This window comes from Streptomyces sp. NPDC031340 (assembly GCF_055569945.1).
Genome location: NZ_JBVIIE010000009.1, coordinates 106,876 through 127,336 on the forward strand (window position 1 = coordinate 106,876; position 20,461 = coordinate 127,336).

The 20,461-nt window shown below is 72.0% G+C and carries 19 protein-coding genes and 1 pseudogene; 8 read left to right on the forward strand and 12 right to left on the reverse strand.

All coding sequences use genetic code 11. The features are described from left to right. The first annotated feature begins 87 nt into the window (after positions 1 to 87). From ACZ5GT_RS09020 to ACZ5GT_RS09035, 4 genes are all read left to right on the forward strand, one after another. On the forward strand, positions 88 to 1,143 hold the full coding sequence (locus ACZ5GT_RS09020) for an energy-coupling factor ABC transporter permease (protein ID WP_469017408.1): 1,056 nt from the start codon (positions 88 to 90) through the stop codon (positions 1,141 to 1,143). Between the two features lies 1 nt (position 1,144). Next, complete coding sequence (cbiQ, locus tag ACZ5GT_RS09025) at positions 1,145 to 1,906, forward strand: cobalt ECF transporter T component CbiQ (protein ID WP_469017415.1); 762 nt, start codon at positions 1,145 to 1,147, stop codon at positions 1,904 to 1,906. Beyond that, entirely contained in the window at positions 1,894 to 2,661 is a 768-nt protein-coding gene (locus tag ACZ5GT_RS09030; RefSeq protein ID WP_469017423.1) for an energy-coupling factor ABC transporter ATP-binding protein, read from the forward strand. Before cbiQ ends, ACZ5GT_RS09030 begins: the two co-directional genes overlap by 13 nt. A gap of 167 nt (positions 2,662 to 2,828) precedes the next feature. Continuing rightward, complete coding sequence (locus ACZ5GT_RS09035; RefSeq protein WP_469017432.1) at positions 2,829 to 3,995, forward strand: serine hydrolase domain-containing protein; 1,167 nt, start codon at positions 2,829 to 2,831, stop codon at positions 3,993 to 3,995. An 85-nt stretch (positions 3,996 to 4,080) separates the two neighbouring features. On the opposite strand, the gene ACZ5GT_RS09040 is transcribed toward ACZ5GT_RS09035, so the two are convergent. The 5 genes from ACZ5GT_RS09040 to ACZ5GT_RS09060 all read right to left on the reverse strand — a co-directional run bounded on the left by ACZ5GT_RS09040 (position 4,081) and on the right by ACZ5GT_RS09060 (position 8,667). Next, on the reverse strand, positions 4,081 to 4,356 hold the full coding sequence (locus ACZ5GT_RS09040) for a DUF1876 domain-containing protein (RefSeq protein WP_469017435.1): 276 nt from the start codon (positions 4,354 to 4,356) through the stop codon (positions 4,081 to 4,083). A 90-nt stretch (positions 4,357 to 4,446) separates the two neighbouring features. Beyond that, a complete protein-coding gene (locus ACZ5GT_RS09045; RefSeq protein ID WP_469017441.1) occupies positions 4,447 to 5,037 on the reverse strand; it encodes a hypothetical protein in 591 nt (196 codons plus the stop codon). Next, positions 5,034 to 5,543, reverse strand: coding sequence for a YbaK/EbsC family protein (locus tag ACZ5GT_RS09050; RefSeq protein WP_469017445.1), 510 nt, complete (start codon positions 5,541 to 5,543; stop codon positions 5,034 to 5,036). Before ACZ5GT_RS09050 ends, ACZ5GT_RS09045 begins: the two co-directional genes overlap by 4 nt. 72 nt (positions 5,544 to 5,615) lie before the next feature. Then, on the reverse strand, positions 5,616 to 7,844 hold the full coding sequence (locus tag ACZ5GT_RS09055; RefSeq protein WP_469017450.1) for an MMPL family transporter: 2,229 nt from the start codon (positions 7,842 to 7,844) through the stop codon (positions 5,616 to 5,618). A gap of 220 nt (positions 7,845 to 8,064) precedes the next feature. Beyond that, on the reverse strand, positions 8,065 to 8,667 hold the full coding sequence (locus ACZ5GT_RS09060) for a TetR/AcrR family transcriptional regulator (protein ID WP_469017455.1): 603 nt from the start codon (positions 8,665 to 8,667) through the stop codon (positions 8,065 to 8,067). A gap of 156 nt (positions 8,668 to 8,823) precedes the next feature. Here ACZ5GT_RS09060 and ACZ5GT_RS09065 point away from each other — a divergent pair, with 156 nt between their 5' ends. Then, positions 8,824 to 12,249 carry a S41 family peptidase gene (locus tag ACZ5GT_RS09065; protein ID WP_469017773.1) on the forward strand — a complete coding sequence of 1,142 codons (3,426 nt, stop codon included), beginning with the start codon at positions 8,824 to 8,826 and terminating at the stop codon, positions 12,247 to 12,249. Positions 12,250 to 12,443: 194 nt separating this feature from the next. On the opposite strand, the gene ACZ5GT_RS09070 is transcribed toward ACZ5GT_RS09065, so the two are convergent. The 4 genes from ACZ5GT_RS09070 to ACZ5GT_RS09085 all read right to left on the reverse strand — a co-directional run bounded on the left by ACZ5GT_RS09070 (position 12,444) and on the right by ACZ5GT_RS09085 (position 16,063). Further along, entirely contained in the window at positions 12,444 to 12,635 is a 192-nt protein-coding gene (locus ACZ5GT_RS09070; RefSeq protein ID WP_469017458.1) for a hypothetical protein, read from the reverse strand. Between the two features lie 88 nt (positions 12,636 to 12,723). Further along, a complete protein-coding gene (locus tag ACZ5GT_RS09075; protein ID WP_469017461.1) occupies positions 12,724 to 13,608 on the reverse strand; it encodes an SDR family oxidoreductase in 885 nt (294 codons plus the stop codon). Continuing rightward, the gene (locus ACZ5GT_RS09080) at positions 13,605 to 14,522 is read right to left on the reverse strand and encodes an alpha/beta fold hydrolase (RefSeq protein WP_469017464.1); all 918 of its coding nucleotides are present in this window, start codon (positions 14,520 to 14,522) and stop codon (positions 13,605 to 13,607) included. The genes ACZ5GT_RS09075 and ACZ5GT_RS09080 overlap by 4 nt, the downstream gene beginning before the upstream one ends. Next, the gene (locus ACZ5GT_RS09085) at positions 14,519 to 16,063 is read right to left on the reverse strand and encodes a flavin-containing monooxygenase (protein WP_469017469.1); all 1,545 of its coding nucleotides are present in this window, start codon (positions 16,061 to 16,063) and stop codon (positions 14,519 to 14,521) included. Before ACZ5GT_RS09085 ends, ACZ5GT_RS09080 begins: the two co-directional genes overlap by 4 nt. 134 nt (positions 16,064 to 16,197) lie before the next feature. Between ACZ5GT_RS09085 and ACZ5GT_RS09090 the strand changes: the two genes are divergently transcribed. After that, a complete protein-coding gene (locus ACZ5GT_RS09090) occupies positions 16,198 to 16,848 on the forward strand; it encodes a MerR family transcriptional regulator (RefSeq protein WP_469017472.1) in 651 nt (216 codons plus the stop codon). A 14-nt stretch (positions 16,849 to 16,862) separates the two neighbouring features. Here ACZ5GT_RS09090 and ACZ5GT_RS09095 read toward each other — a convergent pair. After that, positions 16,863 to 16,994, reverse strand: a pseudogene (locus ACZ5GT_RS09095) (exodeoxyribonuclease III); the annotation flags it as partial. 34 nt (positions 16,995 to 17,028) lie between these two features. Here ACZ5GT_RS09095 and ACZ5GT_RS09100 point away from each other — a divergent pair. Beyond that, the gene (locus tag ACZ5GT_RS09100) at positions 17,029 to 18,612 is read left to right on the forward strand and encodes a recombinase family protein (RefSeq protein WP_469017476.1); all 1,584 of its coding nucleotides are present in this window, start codon (positions 17,029 to 17,031) and stop codon (positions 18,610 to 18,612) included. A 232-nt stretch (positions 18,613 to 18,844) separates the two neighbouring features. Here ACZ5GT_RS09100 and ACZ5GT_RS09105 read toward each other — a convergent pair whose 3' ends face one another. Both ACZ5GT_RS09105 and ACZ5GT_RS09110 read right to left on the reverse strand, forming a co-directional pair. Further along, positions 18,845 to 18,979, reverse strand: coding sequence for a hypothetical protein (locus tag ACZ5GT_RS09105; RefSeq protein ID WP_469017479.1), 135 nt, complete (start codon positions 18,977 to 18,979; stop codon positions 18,845 to 18,847). A 75-nt stretch (positions 18,980 to 19,054) separates the two neighbouring features. After that, complete coding sequence (locus ACZ5GT_RS09110; protein ID WP_469017482.1) at positions 19,055 to 19,792, reverse strand: phosphotransferase; 738 nt, start codon at positions 19,790 to 19,792, stop codon at positions 19,055 to 19,057. Between the two features lie 199 nt (positions 19,793 to 19,991). Here ACZ5GT_RS09110 and ACZ5GT_RS09115 point away from each other — a divergent pair, with 199 nt between their 5' ends. Next, complete coding sequence (locus tag ACZ5GT_RS09115) at positions 19,992 to 20,189, forward strand: hypothetical protein (RefSeq protein WP_469017488.1); 198 nt, start codon at positions 19,992 to 19,994, stop codon at positions 20,187 to 20,189. The last annotated feature ends 272 nt before the right edge of the window (positions 20,190 to 20,461 follow it).

Here is a 20,461-nt window from a genome sequence, read left to right on the forward strand (position 1 = left end):
CCCGCGGCGCCCTTGGTACAGGAAGCGTTCCTGTTCCCCTCTCTCCGCTCTTGCAAAGCGTTCGCAACAAGCCACTATCATCGAACGGTGCACGTACCTGACGGATTCATAGACGCCCCCACGTCCGTCGCCGCCGGGGCGGTCGCCGCGACCGCCGTCGCGGTGAGCCTGCGCGGCGCGCGGCGTGAGCTCGACGAGCGGACGGCGCCGCTGGCCGGTCTGGTCGCGGCGTTCATCTTCGCCGTGCAGATGCTGAACTTCCCCGTCGCGGCGGGCACCAGCGGCCATCTGCTGGGCGGTGCGCTGGCGGCGATCCTCGTCGGTCCCTTCACCGGGGTGCTGTGCGTGTCCGTGGTCCTGCTCATGCAGGGCATCCTCTTCGCGGACGGCGGCCTGACCGCGCTCGGCGTGAACATCACCGACATGGCCATCGTCACCACGGTCGTCGCGTACGCCCTCTTCCGGTTCCTGGTGAAGGTGCTGCCGCGGCGCGGGCGCTCGGTCACCGTCGCCTCCTTCGTCGCCGCGCTCGTCTCGGTCCCGGCCGCCGCCGTCGCCTTCACCTTCATCTACGCCGTCGGCGGTACCACCGACGTCTCGATCGGCAAGGTCGCCACCGCGATGGTCGGCGTGCACGTGCTGATCGGGATCGGTGAGGCGGCGATCACCGCGCTGACGGTGGGCGCCGTGATCGCCGTACGGCCGGACCTCGTGTACGGCGCGCGCGGCCTGCAGCAGCGCCTGAAGCTGCGCGTCAACGGCGTGCTGGTCGACGCACCGGCGCCCGGCGGGGCGCGCACGGCGCCCGTGGCGGCGCGCACGTCCCGCCGCGCGCTGTGGATCACCGGCCTCACCACCTCGCTGGTCCTCGCCGGGTTCGTCAGCTTCTACGCCTCCTCCAGCCCCGACGGCCTGGAGAAGGTCGCCCACGACAAGGGCATCGACCAGAAGACCGGGCGGCACGCCACGGAGGACTCCCCGCTCGCCGGGTACGGCGTGAAGGACATCGCGGACGCCCGGCTGTCCGGCGGCCTCGCGGGCGTGATCGGCGTGGGCGCCACCGTCGTCGCGGGCAGCACGGTGTTCTGGGTGGTGCGCCGGCGTCGCAGCGACGACGTCTCCCCCCTGAGCACGGGGGTCTGACGTGGGCGCCGGTCACGCGCACAGGCTCTACCGGCACGGGCACTCGCCCGTGCACGCCCTGCCGCCGCACACCAAGCTCGCCGCCGCGTTCGCGTTCGTCGTGGTCGTGGTGTCGACCCCGCGGGAGGCGATGTGGGCGTTCGGGCTGTACGCCCTGCTGCTCGCGGCCGTCGCGCGCCACGCGCGCGTGCCCGCCGCCTTCCTGCTCAAACGGCTGCTGATCGAGGTGCCGTTCGTGGCGTTCGCCGTGCTGATGCCGTTCGTGGCGGAGGGCGACCGGGTGGACGTCCTGGGCCTGTCGCTGAGCGTGAACGGCCTGTGGGGCGCGTGGAACGTGCTCGCCAAGGGCACCCTGGGCGTCGCCGCGTCCGTACTGCTGGCCGCCACCACCGAACTGCGCGAGCTGCTGCTCGGTCTGCAGCGGCTGAAGCTCCCGCCGCTGCTGGTGCAGATCGCGTCCTTCATGATCCGCTACGGCGACGTCGTCACCGACGAGATGCGGCGCATGCGCATCGCGCGGGAGTCGCGGGGCTTCGAGGCGCGCGGGGTGCGCCACTGGGGTGTGCTCGCCAAGTCCGCGGGCGCCCTGTTCATCCGCTCCTACGAGCGCGGTGAGCGCGTGCACCTGGCCATGGTCAGCCGCGGGTACGCCGGTTCCATGCCGGTGATCGACGAGGTGACCGCCTCCCGGGCGCAGTGGTCGTCCGCCCTCGCCCTCCCCTCCGCCGCCCTCGTCGTCTGCCTGCTGGGATGGATGCTGTGACCGACTCTCTCGAGGTCTCCGGCCTCGCCTTCGCCTACCCGGACGGCCACCAGGCCCTGTTCGGCGTGGACTTCCGCATCTCGCGCGGCGAGCGGGTCGCCCTGCTCGGCCCGAACGGCGCCGGCAAGACCACCCTCGTCCTGCACCTCAACGGCATCCTGACCGGCGGCGCGGGCACGGTGAAGGTCGCCGGGCTGCCCGTCGGCAAGGAGCACATGGCCGAGATCCGGCGCCGGGTCGGCATCGTCTTCCAGGACCCCGACGACCAGCTGTTCATGCCGACCGTCCGCGAGGACGTGGCGTTCGGGCCGGCGGCGGCCGGGCTGAAGGGCGCGGAGCTGGAGGAGCGCGTGGACCGGGCGCTCACCCGGGTGGGCATGGCGGAGTTCAAGGACCGTCCCCCGCACCATCTGTCGTTCGGGCAGCGGCGCCGGGTGGCCGTGGCGACCGTGCTGGCCATGGAGCCGGAGATCCTCGTCCTGGACGAGCCGTCCTCCAACCTCGACCCCGCCTCCCGCCGTGAGCTGGCCGACATCCTGCGCTCGCTCGACGTGACCGTCCTGATGGTCACGCACGACCTGCCGTACGCGCTGGAGCTGTGCCCGCGTTCCCTGATCCTGAGCGAGGGCGTGATCGCGGCGGACGGGAAGACGGCCGGGCTGCTGTCGGACGAGGAGCTGATGCGCGCCCACCGGCTGGAGCTGCCCTTCGGCTTCGACCCGCGTTCCGTGACGGTCACCACCGGCCGGCCGTGACACGGGCCCGCCGGTGACGCCGGGCGCGGTACGACGGCGCGCGGCCCGTGACGACGGCGCACGACGAGGGACGACGGCGCGCGGCGCGCGGCGCGCGGCCGGGGAATCGCAGGCCCTGCGCGGACGTTGGTCCCACCGTCGCAGGTGAACCGGAAGAGGGTGCGGGCGTGGACGTGAACGGCACGGTGGCCGAGGGGTTCGAGCCGGTCAGGGAAGCGTTCGTGCGGAACTTCGAGGTGCTGGGCGAGAGGGGCGCGGCCGTCGCCGTGTACCGGGGCGGCCACAAGGTCGTCGACCTGTGGGGCGGCACCAAGGACGTCGACGGCGCCGAGCCGTGGCAGCGGGGCACCGCCCAGATCGTGCGCTCGGCGACCAAGGGTGTCGTCGCCGCCGCGCTCCTGCTGCTGCACCAGCGCGGGGAGCTGGACCTGGACGCGCCGGTGGGCGAGTACTGGCCGCAGTACAAGGCGGCCGGCAAGGAGCGGACGCGGGTGTGGCACCTGCTCGCGCACCGCGCGGGCGTGCCCGTGCTGGACCGGCCCCTGACGCCCGCGCAGGCCCTGGACCCGGCGACGGCCGCCGAGGCGGTCGCGGCGCAGGCACCCGTCTGGGAGCCGGGCACGGACCACGGCTACCACGCGCAGACGTACGGCTGGCTGACCGCCGAGCTGGTGCGACGGGTCACCGGCCGGGAGATCGGCGACTGGATCGCCGACGAGATCGCGGGCCCGGTCGGGGCCGAGCTGTGGCTGGGGCTGCCGGCCGGCGAGACGGCGCGGGTGGGCCGGGTGGCGCAGGTCGATCCTCCGGCGGACCCGGCGGCCGCGCTCAGGATCCGCCCCAAGCGCGCGGTCTCCGACGCCTACGCCGACCCGGCCTCCCTCACCCGCCGCGCCTTCGCCGTGATCACCCCGCAGCCCGACGAGAACGACCCGGCGTACCGGGCCGCCGTGCTGCCCGCCTCCAACGGCATCGCCACCGCCGACGGCCTGGCCCGCGTCTACGCGTCGCTGATCGGCGAGGTGGACGGCGGCACCCGGCTGTTCACCCCGGAGACCGCGGAGCTGGCCCGCGCCGAGCGCAGCGCCGGACCGGACCGCGTGCTCGTGGTGAACACCCGGTTCGGCCTCGGCCACATGCTGCACGGGGCGACCTCGCCGCTGCTGTCACCCGCGTCCTTCGGCCACCCGGGCCGCGGCGGCTCCCTCGGCTTCGCCGACCCCGACGCCGGCGTCGCCTTCGGCTACGTGACCAACGGCTTCCGCAAGAGCGTGACGGCGGACCCGCGAGCGCAGGCACTGCTGCGCGCGGTACGGAACGTCGTACTGCCGTAGGTCACGTCGTACGTTTTACTGCCGTAGCGCACGCCGCGGGCCGGCGCCGGCGGAAGCCTCCTGCCGGGCCGGCCGGGAAACGGGCTCAGACGTGGATCGGGTGCGACGTCCGCCCTGACGCGGAGTCGATCTCGCCGTGCGCCTTGGTGAGCAGTTCCATGGCGAGTTCGTTCAACGCCCGCGCCCCGGCGATCTCCTCGCCGACTCGCGGCTGATTGGAGTCGGTGTGGTGGCGGCTGGCGTGGCCGTGCGCCCGCACCTCGCTCCCGTCGGGCAGGCGCAGCAGCGCGACCGCCCGCGTGTGCTGCTCGTCCTCCTGGAACTCCATCTCGACGTGCCATCCCACTGTGGCGTGCATCATGAGGATCACCTCCGGGACTCCTTCCTCCTAGAGTGCGCCTGTCCACCCCCGAACGCACCCGCCACCCGCACGGCGCACCGCCGGAGGCATTCAGGCCTGTCCCGGCGCCGGCGCGCCGCGGCCGACGGTCAGAGACCAGTGCACGGTCGACGGCGCTTCGACGGAGACGACTCCGCCGCGGTCCACCCCGCTCACCGCCACCTGGTGGTAAACGGTGCTGACTTCGCCCGAGAGGCACTCCAGCGGGAAGGAGACGTGCACCGGACGCAGTACGACGTGGATGGTGCCCTCACCCTGGCAGCGCACCGCGACGATCAGCGCGTCGCCCTTCTTCCCCGCGTGGAACTCGACGGCGGCGTTTCCGGTGGTCGCCCTCCGGCGCCCGGCGAGCGTCTCGTCGTCGTCCAGCTCGGGGGGCGTCCGGACCGAAGGCTCGGAGTCTCCGGGCGACGGGGACGGGGACGGGGACGCGGTCGCCGTGTGGGGACCACCCTCGGAGGAGGCTGCCCCGGAGCGTCTCGGCTGCTCGGCGCTCTCACCGTCCGATGAGCAGGCAGCAACTACTGACAGGAGCAGCACGGCAATGCACGCGATGCTCGTTCTCCTGCGGGTCCAGCCGGACACGATCATGCTCTCCTTGCTGCCCTTGCCATACCCGACCGCGGTGACCAGCGGGTTCACGAAGACCGCTCACGCACGTCCGCCAGTGTGGCGCCGGCCTGGGCGATCAGTGCCTGCGGTGCCATCGGGAAGACGGTGTGCGGGGTTCCCGCGGCGGCCCACACCGTGTCGTGGGCGAGCAGCGCGCGGTCGGCGAGCACCCGGGTCCTGGTGCGGTGCCCGAAGGGCGGCACGCCGCCGATGGCGTACCCGGTGGTCTCCCGTACGACGTCCGCGCTCGCCCGGGTCACCTTCGTGGCGCCGAGTTCCGCGCGGACCCGCTCCAGGTCGACCCTCGACGCGCCGTCCATGAGGACGAGCACCGGTTCGCCGTCCGCCGCGAAGACCAGCGACTTGCAGATCTGGCTCAGCTCGCAGCCGATCGCGGCGGCGGCCTCGGCCGCGGTGCGGGTGGCGTCGGGGAAGCGGCGGATGCGCGGAGGCAGGTCGTCGAGGCCCAGCGCGCGCAGGGCCTCGGCGAATCGGGGGTGAGCGGCGGAGTCACCGGTGGTGTCGGCGGTCGTCATGCACGGCACGCTAGCGCCGCCGACCGGGGACGGACGACCGGGTTTCCGGTGTCCGCCCCTGCCCTCGAAGGATCAGGCCCTGACCAGTTCCCGGTCCTCGTCCGGGTCCTCGTCCGCGTCCGTCTCCCGGCCGTCGGCCCGGGTGCGCAGGCCCTCGCCCTCGACGTCGACGTTGGGCAGTGCCCGGTCCAGCCACCTCGGCAGCCACCAGGCCCTGCGGCCGAGCAGGACGAGTACCGCCGGCACGATCGCCATGCGCACGAGGAACGCGTCGAAGAAGACCGCGATCGCGAGGCCGAAGCCGATCATCTTCACCATCGACTCGCTGGAGCCGATGAAGCCCGAGAAGACCGCCATCATGATCACCGCGGCGGCCGTGACCACCCGGGCGCCGTGCCGGAAGCCCGTCACCACGGCCTGGCTGGGCCGCTCGCCGTGGACGTACGCCTCCCGCATCCGCGTCACGAGGAACACCTCGTAGTCCATCGCGAGGCCGAAGACCACGCCGACCATGAAGATCGGCATCATCGACATCACCGGGCCGGTCTCCTCGACCCCCATCAGGCCGGCCAGCCAGCCCCACTGGAAGACCGCGACGACCGCGCCGAGGGCCGCGGTGACGCTCAGCAGGAAGCCGAGGGCCGCCTTCAGCGGGACCAGGACCGAGCGGAAGACCACGATCAGCAGCAGGAAGGCGAGGCCGACCACGAGGGCCAGGTAGGGCAGCAGCGCGTCGTTCAGCTTCTGCGAGACGTCGGCATTCATCGCCGTCGAGCCGGTGACCAGCACCGTCGCGCCGGTGTCGGCCCGCACGCCGGCGCCCGCGCCGCGGATGTCGTGCACCAGGTCCTCGGTGCCGGCCGAGGACGGCTTGGAGCCCGGGATCACGGTGACCGTGGCGGTGTCACCGGCCTTGTTCCAGGTCGCGGGGGTGACGGTGACGACGTCCTTGAGGCCCTTGATGTCGTCGGTGACCGCGGCCACCGCGCCCTTGGGGTCGTCGGCGGCAGTGGCGTCGACGACGACCAGCAGGGGGCCGTTGAAGCCCGGGCCGAAGCCCTCGGAGAGCAGGTCGTAGGCGCGGCGCTGGGTGGTGGACGTCGGCTGGGAGCCGTCGTCCGGCAGGCCCAGTTCCAGCGAGGCGGCGGGAACGGCGGCGGCCCCGAGCCCGATCACGCCGAGCAGCAGGACGGCGACCGGGCGCCGTACCACGAAGCTCGCCCAGCGGCTGCCCATGTTGGGCTTGCCGGAGGCCTTCCTCCGCGCGCCGCCCAGCAGCCCGCTCCGCTCGCCGGCGGGCTTGATCCTGCGGCCCGCGTACCCGAGCAGGGCCGGGATCATGGTCAGCGCGATCAGCACCGCGACGGCCACCGTGCCCGCGGCCGCGACGCCCATCTTCGTCAGCATCGGGATGTCGACCACCGACAGCCCGACCAGCGCGATCACGACCGTCAGGCCCGCGAAGACCACCGCGGACCCGGCCGTTCCGGCGGCCCGGCCGGCCGCCTCCTCGCGCTCGCGGCCCTCGGCGAGTTCGGCGCGGTAGCGGGAGACGATGAACAGGGCGTAGTCGATGCCGACCGCCAGGCCGATCATCGTCGCCAGCGTGGAGGTGGTGGAGCCCAGGTCGAGCGTGCTCGCCAGCGCGGTGATCGCCGACACGCCGATGCCGACGCCGACGATCGCCGTCAGCAGCGGCAGTCCGGCCGCGACGAGCGAGCCGAAGGTGATGACCAGGACGACCGCGGCGACCGCGATGCCGATGACCTCACTGGCACCCGTCTCCGGCGTGGTCTGCAACGCGTCACCGCCGATCTCGACGGTCAGCCCGGCGTCGCGGGCGTCCTGCGCGGCCTTCTCGAGGGCGTCCCGAGCGGCGTCGGTCAGCTCCATGCCGGAGACGTCGTACTTCACCGACGCGTAGGCGATCGTGCCGTCCTTGCTGACCGCGTGGGCCCGGAACGGATCGGCGACGGAGGCGACCTCGGAGCCGTCGGCGAGTTCCCGCACCGCCTTCTTCACGGTCGCCTTGTTGCCGGGGTCGGTGGTCTTCTCGCCGGCCGGCGCCTTGAAGACGACGCGGGCCGTCGCACCGTCGGCGCTCATCCCGGGAAAGCGCTGTTCCAGCAGGTCGAAAGCTTTCTGCGCCTCGGTCCCGGGGATCGAGAAGGCGGTGCTGCCGGCGGCGGGCGCGTTCGCCGCGGCGACTCCCGCCAGCGTCAGCAGGGCCACCCAGAACAGGGCTACGAAGTGCCGTCGCCTGAAGGCGAACCGGCCGAGTCGGTAGAGGAATGTGGCCACGGAGGCGTACTCCCGGTCAGGTCGTGGGGTGTTTCGGGGCAGGGGTCATCGGCCCGACGACGTGAGCGGTCGCGTCAGGTGGTGCGGGTGCGTTGCGGGGTTGTCGGGCGATGCGCGCGCCTGGCTGAGATCCCGGGCGGTGCGGGCGCCCTGCGGGATCTCGGGCGGTGCGCGCGCCCGGCGGGGATGTCCAGGCGGTGCGTGTGCCTGGCGGGGATGCTCAGGCGGTGGGCGCGCCGAGGGCGGGGAGGACCACGGCGTCGATGTACGACAGGAGGAAGGCCTGCGTCGGAGGCTGCTCGTCGATGAGCGTGCGGGCGGCGAACGCGCCGACCATCATGTGCACGATGTAGTCCATCGCGGGATTGTCGGCACGGACCTCGCCGCGGTCGACCGCCCGGTGCAGGATCCGGCGGAACTCCGCCATCTCCGGCTCGATCAGGTGCTCCCGGAACGCCCGGAGGAGATCGGGGTTGCCGTGGACCGCCATGGCCAGACCCCGCATCAGGGCGGAACTCTGCTCCATCTCGCAGTCGTCCGAGCGCAGCGTGAACGCGTGCAGGTCGCCTCGGAGGGACCCGGTGTCGATCTCGTCCGCGGAGCCGCCCGGCTTGCTGTGCCGGACCGCCCTGGCCACCAGCTCGGCCTTGCCGCCCCACTGGCGGTAGAGCGTCGCCTTGCTGGACCGGGTGCGGGCTGCCACGGCGTCCATGGTGAGGGCGTCGTAGCCGACCTCCCGGAGCAGGTCGAGCACGGCCTCGTACAGCTCGGCCGCGCGCTCGGGCGTGATCCGACTGCGACGTGCCGTGGTGGCCGCGGTCATGCCTGTCACCTTCCCGCTTCCGGTTGCGCGTTCTCGTACTCCATGAAGATTACCCCGAGCCATAGCGAAACGAAACTGTTTCGTACGTGGGCTGGCTCACGTCCGTCAAGGACGCACAAGTTGCCGCCCCCCATTCGGGGGAAAAGCATGGAGAAGGTGAGCTATCTGCGCCTGCCGCATCTGCGCGGCGACCTGTTGTGCTTCGTTGCCGAGGACGACCTGTGGCTCGCGTCCCTCGACGGCGCGGACCGCGCCTGGCGCCTGACCGTGGACCGCACCAAGGCCGGCCACCCCCGCATCTCCCCCGACGGCCGCCACATCGCGTACACGAGCTGGCTCAGCCTGATGCCCGAAATCCACCTGGTGCCGGTGGACGGTGGGCCGGGCCGGCGGCTGACGTACTGGGGCTCGCCGGACACGCGGGTGTGCGGCTGGACCCCCGAGGGGCAGATCCTGGCCGTCGCCTCCCACGGTGAGCCGTTCTCGTACTTCACCTGGGCCTACAAGGTCTCCCCCGACGGCGACCCCGGCCGCAAGCTGCCCTGGGGGCCCGTCTCCGACATCCAGGCCGGCGAGATCGCCGGGGAGCGCCGGACCCTGCTGCTCACCGGCACCCCGCCGCACGAGCCCGCGGCCTGGAAGCGCTACCGCGGCGGCGCCACCGGCCGCCTCTGGCTGCACGGCGAACGCCTGCTCGCCGACCTGGACGGCCACCTCCACTCACCCCTGTTCGTCGGCGGCCGGATCGCCTTCCTCTCCGACCACGAGGGCATCGGCAACCTCTATTCCTGCGCCCCCGACGGCTCCGACCTGCGCCGCCACACCGACCACGACGACTTCTACGCCCGCCACGCCGCGAGCGACGGCGTCCGGGTGGTCTACCAGTGCGCGGGCGACCTGTGGATCGTCGACGACCTGTCCGCCGGCTCCGTCCCGCGCCGTCTGGACGTACGGCTGAGCGGTCCGCGCACGGGCCGGCGCCCGTACCAGGTGCCGGCCGCCCAGCACGTGGACGGCGTGTCGGTGGACGAGACGGGCCGCGCGAGCGCCGTCGTCGTGCGCGGCAGCCTGCACTGGCTGACCCACCGGGACGGCCCGGCCCGCACGATCACCGACACGGCCGGCGTCCGCGTCCGGCTCCCGGAGATGCTCGGCCCGGCCGACCGGATCGCGTACGTGACGGACGCGGAGGGCGAGGACGCGATCGAGATCGCCGGCCTGCCGCGGGCCGGCGGCGGCCGTGAACCGCGCAGGCTCGCGGCCGGCCGGCTCGGCCGGGTCCTGGAGATGGTCGCCGACCCGCAGGGCGAACGCCTCGCCGTCGCCTCGCACGACGGGCGGCTGCTGCTCGTCGACGTGAGCCAGGACACGGGCGCGGACGGGGACGCGGGCGAGGACGCGAACGGGGATGCCGGTGAGATCGCGGGAGAAGAGGAGAGCGAGGGCCCGAGCGTGGGCGCCGGGGAGGCCGGCGGGGACGCGGACCCGGACGCCGCCGAGGAGGAAACGGACGCGCCCGGCGCGGTCATCGAGCCGGCGCGGGATCTGCTCCGGTCGGTCACCGAGCCGGTGCGGGAGCTGGTCCAGTCGGTCAACGGGCCGGTGCGGGACCTGGCGTTCTCCCCTGACGGGGGCTGGCTGACCTGGTCGCACCCCGTCATCGGCCGCTCGCTGCGGCAGATCAAGCTGGCCCGGATGAAGGACGGGCTGATCGTCGACGTCACCGACGGCCGCTTCGAGGACGAGAACCCGGTCTTCACGCGGGACGGCCGCTACCTCGCCTTCCTCTCCTGGCGCGGCTTCGACCCGGTGTACGACGTGCACACCGGCGACCTGTCCTTCCCGCTCGGCTGCCGTCCCTACCTCGTGCCCCTCTCCTCGGCGACCCCCTCCCCCTTCGCCCTCAGCCCCGAGGGCCGCCCGGCCGCGGGGGGCCTGGACCCGCTGCCGGACGGGGAGGGCGGCGACGGCACGGTGACCGTGGAGGCGGAGGGACTGGCGAGCCGGGTCACGCCCTTCCCGGTCATCGCCTCCAAGTACTCGGCGCTGCGCCCGGTGGCGGGCGGCGGGCTGGTCTGGCTGCGCTGGCCGATATCGGGCGCGCTCGGCGAGACCTTCGCCAACCCCGACGACACCACCGGCCGGCCGACGCTGGAGCACTTCACCATCGGCAAGGCGAGGAAGTCCGAACTCGTCGGCCACCTCGACTGGTTCGCGGTCAGCGGCGACGGCACCCGGCTGGTCGTGGCCGACGAGGGCGAGCTGCGGGCCGTACCGTCCAACGAGCCCGGCGACGGCGACACGACCGTCTGGATCGACCTGCGCCGCATCCTGCACGAGGCCGACCCGGCCGCCGAGTGGCGCCAGGCCTACGCGGAGGCGGGCCGCCTCATCCGCGCCTACTTCTGGGAGCCGGGGATGTGCGGCATCGACTGGGACGCGGTGCTGGAGCAGTACCGGCCGCTGGTCGAACGGGTCGCCTCCCCCGACGAGTTCGCCGACCTGCTGCGCGAGGTCCTCGGCGAACTCGGCACCTCGCACGCCTACGTCACCCCGGCCCGCCGCAACGAGGGCCCGCCCCACTACCAACGGTGGCAGGGACTGCTGGGCGCCAACTTCACCCGCCGGGAAGAGGGATGGACGGTCCGGCGGATCCTGTCCGGCGACTCCTCGGACTCCAGGGCCCGTTCACCGCTGGCCGGCACCGGCATCCGGCAGGGGGCGGTCCTCACCCACGTCGACGGACGCCCCGTCGACCCGCCGGCCGGCCCCTACCCGCTGCTCGCGGGCGCGGGCGGCACGACGGTGGAGCTGACGTTCACCCCGCCGCCGGGCGAGGCGGGCCGGGCCCGGCGGGTGGCCGTCGTCCCGCTGATCGACGAACGGCCGCTGCGCTACCAGGACTGGGTCACCAAACGGCGCGCCCTGGTGCGTGAGTTGAGCGAAGGCCGGTGCGGCTATCTGCACATCCCCGACATGGGCGGCTCGGGCTGGGCGCAGTTCAACCGGGACCTGCGCATGGAGATGTCCAGGCCCGCCCTGATCGTGGACGTGCGCGGCAACGCGGGCGGTCACATCAGCGAGTTGGTGGTCGAGAAACTGACGCGCACCATCCTGGGCTGGGACCTGACCCGCGACGCCCAGCCGGTGTCGTACGCCTCGAACGCGCCGAGGGGGCCGGTGGTGGCGCTGGCGGACGAGGCGACCTCCTCCGACGGCGACATGATCACGGCCGCGTTCAAGCTGCTGGAGCTGGGCCCGGTGGTCGGCCAGCGCACCTGGGGCGGAGTGGTCGGCATGACCGGCCGCCACCGGCTCGGGGACGGCACGGTGATCACGGTGCCGATGAACGCGGCCTGGTTCGACGCCTACGGCTGGGGCGTGGAGAACCACGGCGTCGCCCCCGACCTGGAGATCCCGCGCACCCCTCTCGACTGGGCGGAGGGACGCCACGCCCAGCTCGACGACGCGGTCCGCCTGGCCCTCGACCTGCTGAAGACCCACCCCCCGGCAGCCCCGCCGGACTACTCCGACACCCCCGACCGCGCCCGCCCGCAACTCCCACCCCGCCCGACTTCCTGAAGACGCGGGGGCATGAAGGGGCTGCGAGGAACCGCGCACCGAGCAAGAGAGGAGCGCGCACCGGGCGAAGAAGAGTGCGCACCGGGCGAAGGAGGAGCGCGCTCGGGCGAAGAGGAGCGCGCTCGGGCAAGAGCGCGGGGCGCCCTCCGCGAAGAAGGGCGCCCCGCATCCACAGCCCAAGCCGAGCGCAGCGGCTACGCGTCGAAGTCCGCCTCGAGACGGTCCTCTTCCTCACGCATCCGCTCCGGCTCGTCGCGCATGCGGTCGCGGTCCTGGTCCTGCTGCCGGCCACGCTGCGGAGTCTGCTCGCGGCCCTGCTGCGGCTTCCGCCTGGTCTGCTCCTGCCGCTGCTGCGACTTGTCCTGGGACTGGTCCTTCATACCCATGTGGGTTCACTCCCGTTGCGGGTAGGGGATGCGGCCCGTTACCGGGCCTCGACCAGATTCACACGAGCCGTCACCCTGCGCATGTCGATCAACTACCGTGCGTAGCGCGCGACTCCTCGTCCGCCGCTCCGCCCGCGCCGACGAGCCCGTTGCGCATGCCGTCGAGCCGGGAGCCGAACCGCCTCATCTCCCGCTGCCCGGCCGTGCCGATGAGGGCCGGCAGGTAGCCGCGCACGCTCTGCATCCCGCGCAGCCACCACTGCCCGTACACATGGCTCGACCGCCGCTCGATGCCGGCCACGATCCGGTCGACCGCGGGGCCCAGCGGATAGGTCTTGTTGCACGGCCACGGCAACCGCTGCCGCAACTCCCGCAGCACGTCGTCCTGGTCGGCCCCGCGCACCATGTCGGTGTCGGTCCACGACAGGTAGCCGACCCCGACCCGGACGCCCCGGTAGCCGACCTCGGCGCGCAGGCTGTGCGCGTACGCCTCCACGCCGGCCTTGGACGCGCAGTACGCGGTCATCATGGGCGCGGGGGTGATGGCCGCGAGGGAGGCGATCTGGAGCAGGTAGCCCCGGCTCTCCATCAGCAGCGGCAGGAAGGCGCGGGCGGTGACCGCCGACCCGACGAGGTTGACCTCGATCACCCGCCGCCAGGCCTCCGGGTCGGAGTCGACGAGGGGCCCGCCGGTCGCGACGCCGGCGTTGGCGACCACGATGTCGACCTTCCCGAACCGTTCCTTGACCTCGCGCGCCACCCGGGCCATCGCCTCGTGGTCGGTGACGTCGGCGTGCCAGTGGGCGCTGTCGGTGTGCAGCCGCTCGGACACCTGCTTGAGGGCGTCCGGCTCCAGCCCGACCAGCGCCACCTTGACGCCGCGCGCGGACAGCTTGCGGGCGAGCAGTTCCCCGACGCCGCGCGCCGCTCCGGTGACGACGGCGACCTGTCCGTCGAGGCTGACCCTGCTCATGCGCCCTCCTTGATCGTTGCGTACGTGGTCACGAGTTCCCGTATCCGGGCGGTGACCAGTTCCGGTGCCTCCACGGGCGTCATGTGGCCGATCCCGGGGAGTTCGGTGAGGCCGACGCAGTTCGGCAGCGCGGCCACCAGCGCCGCCGCGTGCACGGGCGGCGTCAGCCGGTCCGCGGTGCCGACGACCACCGCCGCGGGCACCCGCAGCTCGCGGACGCCGTGGTCGAGGTCGAGCAGGTCCAGCACCTGTGACCAGGCGTACCGCGCCCTGCGCGGGCAGGCGTGCACGATCCGCGCGCAGGCCTCCACCATGTGCGGCGCCGAGCCGGGCCCCATGGTCCCGTACTTCAGGATCTTCCGGGCGAGCGGCGTGACCGGCCCGAGCGGTGCCCGGGAACCGAGGATGTGCTTGGTCAGCCAGGTCCGCAGCCGGCCGGCCCGGAGGGGGACGACGGTGGACTCGGCGACCAGCCGCGAGGAGCCGGTGCTGCACAGCAGGACGGCGGCCGCGTGCTCGCGGAAGCCGGGCCGCTCGGCGGCGGCCATCACCGTCATGCCGCCCATCGAGTGACCGGCGACGACGGCCTTCTCGCCGGGGGCCAGGGTCGCCTTCAGCACCGCCTCCAGATCGTCGGCGAGGCTGTCGGTGCTACAGGCGGGGCTGTGCGGGCTGCGTCCGTGGCCGCGCTGGTCGTAGGCGACGACCCGGTGGTCGGCGGCGAGGTCGCGGATCTGCGCCGCCCAGAAGGCGGTGGAGCAGGTCCAGCCGTGCGCGAGGATCACGGCGGGCGCGCCGTCGGGTCCGTGCACCTCGACGTGCAGGCGGGCGCCGTCGGCGGAGACGGCGGTGAGTTCCCGGGTCGGGACGGGCGGGGCGTACGGGCCGGAGGCCACTGCGGTGAGTCGGCTCACGCGGTCACCTCCGCGGCCTGCGTGACCTGCCCGGACTTGACGGTCCGTTGCTCGGCCGCGCCGGCCGGCGGTCGCAGGACCTGGTACTCCGCCAGGTCCACGCGCCGGGTCGCCCGCCGGAACTCGGAGGTCGTGCCGGGCCAGACGGTGGTGTTGCGGCCGCTCGCGTCGAGGTACCAGCTGGTGCAGCCGCCGGTGTTCCACACCGTGCGCTTCATCCGCTCCTGCACCCGCCGGTTCCAGGTGCCGACCGCGCTCGGGCGGGCGTCCAGGGCGACCCGGCCGCCGAGGACGTCGAGCTGGCACACGTAGTCGGCCAGGTAGTTGAGCTGGGACTCGATCATGAGGATCATGGAGGAGTTCCCGAGGCCGGTGTTGGGGCCGATGATCGAGACCCAGTTGGGGAAGCCGGCCGCGGACGCGCCGCGCAGGGCCTGCATCCCGTCCTTCCAGCTCTCGGCGAGCGTCTTCCCCTCCGCGCCGACGACCCGTTCGGCTATCGGCATGTCCGTGACGTGGAAGCCGGTGCCGAAGACGATCGCGTCGACCTCCGCCTCGGTGCCGTCGGCGGCGACCACGGTCGAGCCGCGGACCTCGCTCAGTCCGCTCGCGACGACGTCCACGTTGGGCTGCGCGAGGGCCGGGTAGTACGCGTTGGACAGCAGGATCCGCTTGCAGCCGATGCGGTAGTCGGGGGTCAGCTTGGCGCGCAGGGCCGGATCCTTGATCGCGCGGGCGATGTTCCGCCTGGCCAGCTGCTCCACGAACCCGAGCTCGTTCGGGTGCTTGGTGAACGCCTGCACCTGCAGCTCCCGGATGCCCCACAGCAGTCCGCGGCGGGCCTGCGCGGTGAAGGGCAGCGCCCGGTGCAGCGCCCGCTCGACGCCGCTGATGGCCCGGTCCACGCGGGGCATCACCCACGCCGGGGTGCGCTGGAACAGGGTGAGCCTGCCGACCTGCGGCTGGATGCTCGGCACGATCTGGATCGCCGAGGCGCCGGTGCCGACCATCGCCACCCGCTTGCCGCGCAGGTCGTAGTCGTGGTCCCAGCGGGCGGAGTGGAAGACCTTGCCCGGGAAGGAGTCCAGGCCCGGGATGTCGGGGACCTTAGGGTCGGACAGCGGCCCGGTGGCGGACACGACCAGGTCGGCCGACAGGTTCCCGCCGGTGGTCTCGATGTCCCAGCACAGCCGCTCGCCGTTCCACGTCATCCGCTTCACCTCCGAGTCGAAGCGGATGTGCGGGCGCAGCCGGAAGACGTCCGTGACGTGCTCCAGGTAGGCGCGGATGTGCTCCTGGCCGGAGAAGGTGCGCGGCCAGTCGGGGTTGGGCGCGAAGGAGAACGAGTACAGGTGGGACGGCACGTCGCAGGCGCATCCCGGATAGCTGTTGTCCCGCCAGGTGCCGCCGACGCTGCCGGCCCGCTCCAGGACCACGAAGTCGGTGACGCCTTCGCGCCGCAGCCGTACCGCGGCCCCGAGCCCGCCGAATCCGGACCCGATCACCGCCACCCGCACATGCTCGTGTTCGTGCTCGGCCATCCCGAAGCCTCCACGCATCGCCCGATGGATCCCGCCAGTGAACACTGGCGCAATGGGACTGTAGGGCACTTCCGTACCGATCGGTAGGGGGCCGGCCCGGGAAAGTTACCCTGAGTACGACATAGGGTCGGGGCGTGGCAGACAAGCGTGAATACCGCATGGAGGAGCTGGCCAGGGAGGCCGGGATCACGGTGCGCACCCTGCGCTTCTACCGCGAGCGCAAGCTGATCGCGCCCCCGCGCCGCGAGGGCCGCATCGCCTGGTACGACGAGAGCCACCTCAACCGCCTGCGCACCATCGCCGCGCTGCTGGAACGCGGACACACGCTCAGCGGCATCGCCGAACTGGCCGAGGCCTTCGAACACGGCCGTGGCGTCGGCGACGTCCTCGGCCTGGGCACCCCCACCGAGGAGGAGCCGGTCCGCCTCACCCCCGAGGAACTCGCCGCCCGCTTCGAGGGCGAGGTCACCCCCGAGAACCTCGCCTCCGCGATGGAGCTCGGCTACGTGGGCGCCGACGGCGACGAGATCGTCCACATCAGCCGCCGCCTGCTCGACGTCTCCTCCGCCCTGGTCCGCGAGGGCATACCGCTGGCCGAGGTGCTCACCACGGGCGCCCGGGTCCGCGAGCACGCGGAGGCGCTGGCGGATCTCTTCGCCGACCTGGTGCTGCGCCACGCGGGCGAGGACGACCTCACCCGGCTGCGCCCGCTGGCCCGCAGCGTCGTGGAGGCGGAGCTGTCCCTGGCACTGGACCGGCGGCTGCAGCGGGCCCGCAGGCCGTAGGTTCCGGGGGCCGTTCAGAGGTCGTAGACGACGGTCACCGGAGCGTGGTCCGACCACCGCTCGGCGTGCGTGGCCGCGCGCTCGACGAACCCCTTGACCGCCCGGCCGGCCAGTCCCGGCGTCGCGACGTGGTAGTCGATGCGCATCCGCTCGATGCGGATTCCAGTACGTTCCCGAGTCATGGTCCAACTCCGCGCGCTCAGCGCCATTCGTTTATCCGTCCGCACCGACGAGACGACGTCTCCAGGCCGTCAACGCGCCGCCAACTCCACCGAAGCCGCGCGCCGTGGCGCTGTCATCGTCGGTGAGGCTGAGGACCTGGACGTATCGGCAACGAAGACGACGCCCTTCAACCGGCCGGAGTTGGGAGCCTGGCTTCAGCGCCCCGACCAATTCGACATGGTCATCTGGTGGCGCATGGACCGTGCTGTCCGCTCCATGGCCGACATGGCGGAGCTGGGCCGCTGGGCGAAGGACCATGGGAAGCTCCTGGTTTTCGCTGAGGGTCCCGGCGGCGCCCCGTTGGAGCTGGACATGCGGACCGTGTCGCCCGTGTCTGAGCTGATCATGATGATGTTGGCCTTCAGCGCTCAGATGGAAGCACTGGCCATTCAGGAGCGTGTCACGGGCGCCCAGGCCGCCCTCCGCGCCCAGGGCCGGTACTCCGGCGGCCTGGTCCCGTACGGCTACGCGAAGATCAAGAACCCTGATGGCGAAGGCTTCAAGCTGGCCCCCGACCCGGAGGCCGTCAAGGTCCTCTCCGACATCATCCGAGACGTCCTGGACGGGGAGTCACTCACCGCTGTTGCCATGGCGCTGAATGAGGACGGCGTCCCCGTCCCCCGCGACTACCAGGCAATCAAGATGGGACGGGAGCCTGGCGGGATCCGTGGGGGCCGCAAGATCGAACGCTTCAAGTGGACGGCGGGGACCCTGTCGAAGGTTCTCCGGTCCCCTGCCCTGATGGGCTATCGGATCCACCAGGGGAAGCCCGTCCGCGACCGCGACGGAAACCCGGTCCTGATCGGGGAACCTGTCCTGACGCGGGAAGAGTTCGACGTCCTCCAGGATCACCTCTCCACGCTGACGCCCCAAAAGAATCGGACCCGCAAGGACACCCAGGCCATGCTCCTGGGCGTCGCGAAGTGCCGCGGCTGCGGCGGGAACTTGTATCTGTCGAAGCGTGCTGGAGGCAGCGACTACAACTGTCGCGCGACGGCCCGGGGCGACCGCTGTCCTTCCCCCGCCGGCATCCGCGCTGACTGGCTGGAGGCGTACGTAGAGGCTGAGGTCATGGCCCGCCTCGGAGACTCCCTGATGACGAAGGTCATCACTCACAAGGGCTACGACCCGACGCCGGAACTGCGGGAGGCAGAGGAGGAACTGCGCGCGCTGTACGCGGACAAAGAGTCCCGCAAGTCCCGGACCGGCCGGATGATCTGGCAGGAGGAGGTAGAGGCCCTGGAACGGCGTGCGGAGGCCCTGGAAGCGACGCCCAGGACGGAAGCCCGGACAGAGGTCGTGGAGACCGGAGAGACGTACGCCAGCTTCTGGGCCCGACATGACGCAGCCGGCCGCCGCCAACTCCTCCTCGACGCCGGCGCCCGCGTGACTGTGGCGAAGGGCCGCTCAGGCGGAGGGGCTGAACGCTTGAACGGTCCGGACCGGGCACGGCTGGCGTTCACGATCGGGGCGCACGACGACCCGTATGCAGCGGCGCTCGAAGCCGTGGAAGAGGAGGAGCGCGCATCCCGTCTCGGCTGAGCCGACGACAGCACCACTGAAGTCGCCTCCCAGTATCTCGCCGACCGAGCGGGCCATGACGGGTCCCGCGGCCTGCCGCACGGCAGCCAGGATGCGCTGGTAGTCCGGCGGGAGCATGGTCTCCTCCGTATCCGGCGTGCGGTGCGGGATCAGCATCACCGGTCGGCCGCCCACCTGCCTGGGTGCTGGCGCGGCCGAGGCGCGTTCGTCGGCGAGCTGCTCGCTCACCCGGTCAAGGACACTCGGCGACGGCGAGTTCGTCCCGCTCGGCCCGCACCTCTGCCAGCTGTTTGGCCGGCTGTTCTTCGAGTTCGTCCAGTTCCGCACGGCGCGCGGTGATCCGTTCCAGGAGTTCGGGATCCAGCATGCGCCGGATCGCAGAAGGCCGTGCGACCGACACGGGACGGAATCAGCGAACCGACTGCGGCCCTTCCCCACGCGCTCACCGCACTGAGCGTTCCAATGCAGCCCGATGATCGGAAACCCACTGATAGGCCGTCTGAACTTGCCTCACCGCCCCTGCGTCACGGAGCCGGGCCATGGCGACGTCACCCGCATCGGCCTGGGTCTCGATGCCTCGCCAGCACCGGTCCTGCCACCACAAGATCGTGGACACGAGACGTTGCCGGTCCAACAGCACGTAGCTGTCAACGATCAGCCTCATGCGCCGGGCTGTCTCCTCGACGTCGGTGACCGAAGGGCCCAGATCAAGGTACTGCCAGCAGACATGAGCGATGTCCTGGATCCGCGCGCCAGGCGCAGCAAGATCCCAGTCGATGAATGCCGTCGGGCGAAGCTCGCCACTGGACAGGCGATAGACGGTGTTCTTGGGCGACAGGTCGTTGTGACACACGACCTCTTGGTCGCCGGCCAGAGTGGTGTCGGCCGTCAGGTCGTGGAACTCACGCACGAGCCGGGCGACCGTCACCAGACTCTCGTCGGATGACACTGCGGCAGGTTGTCGCGGCTCCCATGCCACATGGCCATCGAGGTAACTGAGGACTTCACGGCCCTCGTCATCCACACCGAGATACCGCGGAGCACCACTCCAGCCACCGGCTTCAAGCAACCTCAGCAGATCACCCACGAACTTCGTGCGAGCCGAGGCTGGACGGCGCACCGTGTCCCCGACACGGACGACCACATTGACGAAACCTCCAGGCAAGGACGACTCATGCATCCGTCCACCCTGCCTGATCGCTACCTCCAACGCTCAATATCTTTTCCCGACGCTTGATCCGCCCCGAGACAACGCCGCCAGATGATCTACTCCGCAGACGGCCACCGACGACCAGCGCGAGCACCCCGAGAACCGGTCACACCAGGCCTTTGACCTGCGACTTCGAGTTGGCGGAGACTCACTGAGAGGAACTTTCATGGTGCCCGAGCGCCCTCGCGCGGACCCAATCCTGGCCCTGGCGGACAACCTGTCGACGGAGGACGCCGCGCTGGTCCGGCCCTTCCTGCGCCTGACGGAACTGGCGATGCCGACCGCTATGGACGCAGAGCTGTTGGCGGACGCCTTGGTGTCCCTGGACGCCCTCTTCGCAGCGATCGACGAGGAGGCCGGCCGATGACCGCGGCCGTAGCGGCAGCAACCTGCGGCGCCCGCCAGCCTGGCTTCGACCAGCGTTCACGCGTCGGTACCAACAGCCTGCCGTGCGTGCTGGACGAAGGACGCGGCCATCGCAACATTGCGGGCCGACGCTGGCCGAACGTGTCCGTTCACGACGTCCAGGCCACGCCGCTACCGGCCGTGGACGTCCCGACACCCAACACCCGCGCGGAGGAGCCGGCCGCCCTCCAGGCCCAAGCCTCCGTACTTTGGCCCGCGTCCTGGGCGGGGAGG